The sequence below is a fragment of the Paracoccus niistensis genome (assembly GCF_042432925.1).
In the GTDB taxonomy this organism is placed as follows: domain Bacteria; phylum Pseudomonadota; class Alphaproteobacteria; order Rhodobacterales; family Rhodobacteraceae; genus Paracoccus; species Paracoccus niistensis.
Map to the genome: position 1 here is coordinate 1 of NZ_JBHLWE010000026.1, position 4,729 is coordinate 4,729.

Genomic DNA, 4,729 nt, shown 5'->3' on the forward strand with positions numbered 1-4,729 from the left:
TGTGATCTCCAGTCCCTTGGTCACGATCTTATCTTCGTGTCCACGAAACCGGCAGCAGGCCACTCGCCAGCAACGGCGCAATCGTCCCTCATAGATTAGAGGGGCAAGGGGCCGGCTCATGGGCTCTCAAAGCACGAGAGCCAGTTTTTTAGGTGTCACAAGATGTGCTCATCAAGGAAGGAGACTGCTCCGGCACATAGCTGGCTTTGTGCCTCTTCCCGCACCCGGCAGGAGAGAGCAGGAACGCTGAGAACTCGGAGAGTCCGGATAATTTCACAAAGACATACATTTTGCGGACAAGCCGACTGGGATGTGCAGACACACCTCTGTCCATCGAGCCCTTATATCGGCTGATCTGATACCGACGCTCGATTTCTTGGCACAACATCGCCATAGGGAGTAGAAACCCGAGGCTCAGAACAAGGGCGATCTTGAGAGAGACCACCCTTGTTTCTTGGAGAAAAAAGTTATAACTCGTAAAAATTTTCAACCTCATGACCCCGAACACCAGAGCCGGATTCACTCATATCTAGAGAGTAGCTTCAGACATAGCTGTTTGTTTAGCAAGTACTGTTCGAACTAGGAGGTTTCGGGCGCTGGATGAACTGGAACTCCACCCTTGCTTGCAAGTCCATGCTATTATATCTACCTTAGGTTGGAAGATGCTCGCTGGACGGGAACGATTGTGCAAAACTTGGTTGGCAAGAGAGTTCGCTGTCTCTCAACCGGAAAGGTATACCGTGCGCTCAACCAAGCCGGCGGAGAGATCGTTGCTCGTGACGAAGGAACTGACGAGCGTGTTATTCTGCCTGTCAGAAAGGTCGTACAGCACTCACCCTTCCTGATCTGTATAGGGGCCGTCATTCAGACAGTCATCTTGGCAGAGTATGCGCCTCTCGGCGAGAGTGCACATCTCATACGCGGAGGCTTCCTTGGCTCGTTTACCTTGGTGGTACTTGCCCTGCTGTTAGGCATGTCCGCCCCAGTTGTTCTGTTGGCGTATCTGGTCGGCGGACTGATTGGATTGGGAATAAGTGCCATCAGGAGATACAGGCTACGGTCTCGCCGAATGTCGTCGATCTTTCATGCCCCTGTCCCGGATCAGCGCCCATGAGGCAGACTGGGTTGTTTTGTTAGAGGAGGGTATCTGGTTCATCGCAACCGCCAAGGAGCGAAGATGAAGCAGATATCCGGGCCGACGAAGAAGGCTCCTGCTGAGGCCGTCCTGAAGGACATCCGGCGCGCCGCCAGGCGCCAGTTCTCCGCCGAGGAGAAGATCCGCATCGTGTTGGAAGGCCTGCGCGGGGAGGACAGCATCGCCGAGCTGTGCCGGCGTGAGGGCATCAGCAGCTCGATGTACTACGGCTGGTCCAAGGAGTTCCTGGAAGCTGGCAAGCGCCGTCTGGCGGGCGACACTGCCCGGGCGGTCACATCATGTGTGGGTAGCCCCGGGTTTAGCGGGCTGACGCCTTTAGCGATGATACGATCGAATGCGTCCATGTGTCAGGCCTTTTCTCGGGGCGCATGGCCCTTGGCCGGTATGGGATCCGCGGGTCAGGATCAAAACATCAGACCGAGCTCGAAGCTCTCCATGTGACACTGATTTTCCCGGCCCTGATCTGTTCGATCGATTTCATACAGCTTCAGCTTCTCCCGCACTTCCGAGGTAGGGCTTCTGGTTTCTCAATGCGCCAGAAGCGGTCCCCCTCGAAACTCTTCATCCTTCGTGATCATGGCCCAGATCATGCGGGCCATCTTGTTCGCCAGTGCAATTGCCGCCAGCATTCTCGGCTTCCGGGCCAGGATACGGCCCAGCCACGAGCTCTCCGCCGGCGGCCGAGCCTTGGCTCCGGAAATCACCGCCATCGCGCCGATGATCAGCAGGCGCCGGATGTTGCGCTGGCCGGACTTGCTCGTGCGCCCGAGCCTTTGCTTGCCGCCGCTGGAGTGCTGTCTGGGCACAAGCCCCAACCAGGCCGAGAAGTCGCGCCCTTGCCGGAAACTCTCCATTGGCGGCGCAAAGGCGGCCAGCGCCATCGAGGTGATGGGACCGACGCCCGGCATCGTCTGCAGACGCGCAGAGAACCGCGAGCGCCGACTGGCCGCCGCGATCTGGACGTCAAGTTCCGCGATGCGCCGGGACAGGTCATCGATCTGGGCGAAGCAGATCTGCGCCATGTGATGAACTGCAGCAGGGAGATCCGCGGCTTCCTCGTCCCGCTCCAGGGCGGACCGCAGCCGGTCGACATTCTCTCGCCCCTTGCCAGTGACCAGCCCGAACTCGGCGAGATGGCCGCGCAGGGCATTGACCGTCTGCGTCCGCTGCCCGACCAGCAGATCCCGCAATCTGAAGATCATGCCCAGCCCCTGCTGCTCCGGCATCTTCACCTCGACAAAGCGCATCGTCGGCCGACTGGCGGCCTCTGTGATCGCCTCGGCGTCCGCCATGTCGTTCTTCTGGTTCTTCACATACGGCTTGACGAACTTGGGGGCGATCAGACGCACCTCGTGCCCCAGATCCATCAAGGTTCGTGCCCAGTGGTGGGCCGTGGCGCATGCTTCCATCGCGACGCAGCACCCGGGCTGCACTCGCATGAAGGCGACAAACTGCTTGCGCGACAACTTCTTGCGGAACACGACCTCGCCCTCGGCCGTGGCACCGTGCAGCTGAAAGACCTGCTTGGCCAGGTCGACGCCGATGATCGATACTTCATTCATAGCCATACCCTCCTGATCCGTCCGGACCACAGTGGCACAAGTGCCGTCAGGAGGGGCTACCCAGCCCATCATCAACGCCTCAGGCCCTGCTCCGGAAACGCGGCATCCTGATCTCGATGAGCGGGCGCGGGAACTGCTACGACAACGCGATGGTGGAAACGTTCTTCAAGACCATCAAGTCGGAGCTGATCTGGCCGGTCGCCTGGCAATACCGCCAGCAGGCCGAAAGCGCCGTCGCCAGATACATCGACGGGTTCCATAACCCCGTCAGGCGGCATTCATCGCTCGGCTTCCAGAGCCCCATCGCATTCGAACGAAAGACACAGGAAGTGAGCTAAACGCTCTCCACAATAGTTGGGCAAGTCCAGATGGCTGCTTCGGTGGGGGCGAGCCCATCTTGGCCGAGCGGGCGCGGATCAAGAAACAGACCCTCACCCAACGGCGCTTGCAGCACCACGCCCGCGCCGCCTGACCTTAACCCCAGAGGGACCAGACCTTCCGTTCCTCAGCAACGCCGGCGGCCTCAAATCATCTGACGACGGACACTCTTGGGGTTTTCTTTTTTCTTATATTTCTTCCTTTTTATGTCCGTGCAACATATTGATTTTAAACAATAAAACAGCTTTAAAGTGACTTTTGGGGCGAGGTAAGGTGACTTTTGGGGCGAGGTAAGGTGACTTTTGGGGCGAGGTAAGGTGACTTTTGGGGCGAGGTAAGGTGAGCCTCAGAGAAGCCTTGGGTGATGGGCTTACAAAGAGGCAGGGTTGGCCGTACTGTGACACGGTAGAAAGCCCAGGTCACAGTACATGCGCAACGAACCTCGCCCCAAAAGTCACAATAGCACGGGTGGAACCCTCAAGGCGTTCCAGCGACGTGGCGAAGTCATCAAGCCTGCAGAGCTTATTGAAATCCGGGGCGGCGAGAAGATCACGCTGGCCGCTCGCAGGATTTACAATCAACTGCTCTCCAACGCCTTCGGTCCGGATATGGCGTCCGAAGGCCGCGAATTTCGCATCCCCTTCTCTGAACTGCGCGGCAACCACACCTCTAACGATCGTGTTACAGAGGCAATCCTGAGTCTGATGCAGACCGTTGTGCGGGTCCGTATGTCCGATGGGTCAACGCGCAATGTCCATCTCTTGGGTCCTACCGATGTGGAGAAGTTTGGCCCTGGCGTCGCAACGATGCTAACTTATGAACTTCATCCCAAACTATTGCCGATCCTGCGCGACAGTCAGATCTTTGCCCGGCTTGAGATGCAAATCCTCCACGGCTTCGGGACGAAGTACGGGATGGCGCTTTACGAGATAATCGCCAAGCGGATCGGCATGAAGCATGTGTTTTACAATGATTTCGAGCCTGAGGAGCTACGCGACTATCTGGGTGTTCCGCATGGTAAGCTCGTTCCCTTCGCTGCTCTTCGCCGGAAGGCTATCGAGCCAGCTGTTGCAGAGGTGAACGCTCTTGCGCCCTTCTCGTGCCGCATTGACGTGGTAGAGAAGCAAGGCAGGAAGGTAGCAAAGCTGCGTTTATTCTGGTGGATCAAGACAGTAGATGAACAAAAGTCCCAATGGGAAGGGCAAAAAGAAAATCAGGGCGGCCTATTTGACGCTGAATTTTCATCTCTTCTCTGCGAATTTGATCAATCATAGCGTTGCGATAATGGCAATAGCAATCTCGCCTTAGCTAAGATAAGGCGAGATAAAAGATGGTTTTATTTTAGGACCTTAGCTCAGGATTGGTAAATCCGATAATAAATGGCTGGTGTTCATTGCTCTCTGCGCTGTTTGTAAGATCACTCGCAGTTCTGGTTATATTATTGCCTTCACTCTCGCTTCGACTCCGGCTAAGACAAGATCACTCAGCTTAATCACTTCAGAAGATCATCCTATGTCCAGATCTCTTTTCGGCACCGACGGCGTGCGCGGGCGCGCCAACAGCCACCCAATGACGGCCGAGATGGCGCTGCGCCTGGGCGCGGCGGCCGGCCGGTATTTCAGGGGCGACGGCA

The 4,729-nt window shown here is 57.0% G+C and carries 3 protein-coding genes and 2 pseudogenes; 4 read left to right on the top strand and 1 reads right to left on the bottom strand.

The features are described from left to right. Positions 1–1,177: 1,177 nt before the first annotated feature. Positions 1,178–1,435, top strand: a pseudogene (locus ACFFII_RS08375) (transposase); the annotation flags it as partial. A 248-nt stretch (positions 1,436–1,683) separates the two neighbouring features. Here ACFFII_RS08375 and ACFFII_RS08380 read toward each other — a convergent pair. Beyond that, the gene (locus ACFFII_RS08380) at positions 1,684–2,718 is read right to left on the bottom strand and encodes an IS110 family RNA-guided transposase (RefSeq protein ID WP_377698439.1); all 1,035 of its coding nucleotides are present in this window, start codon (positions 2,716–2,718) and stop codon (positions 1,684–1,686) included. A gap of 80 nt (positions 2,719–2,798) precedes the next feature. Between ACFFII_RS08380 and ACFFII_RS08385 the strand changes: the two are divergent. The 3 genes and pseudogenes from ACFFII_RS08385 to ACFFII_RS08395 all read left to right on the top strand — a co-directional run. Beyond that, positions 2,799–3,038 (top strand): annotated as a pseudogene (locus ACFFII_RS08385) (integrase core domain-containing protein); the annotation flags it as partial. A gap of 486 nt (positions 3,039–3,524) precedes the next feature. Next, the gene (locus tag ACFFII_RS08390) at positions 3,525–4,370 is read left to right on the top strand and encodes a replication initiation protein (RefSeq protein WP_377698440.1); all 846 of its coding nucleotides are present in this window, start codon (positions 3,525–3,527) and stop codon (positions 4,368–4,370) included. Positions 4,371–4,608: 238 nt separating this feature from the next. After that, positions 4,609–4,729 (top strand): hypothetical protein (locus ACFFII_RS08395; RefSeq protein ID WP_377698441.1); only part of this gene is annotated, 121 nt, incomplete at its 3' end.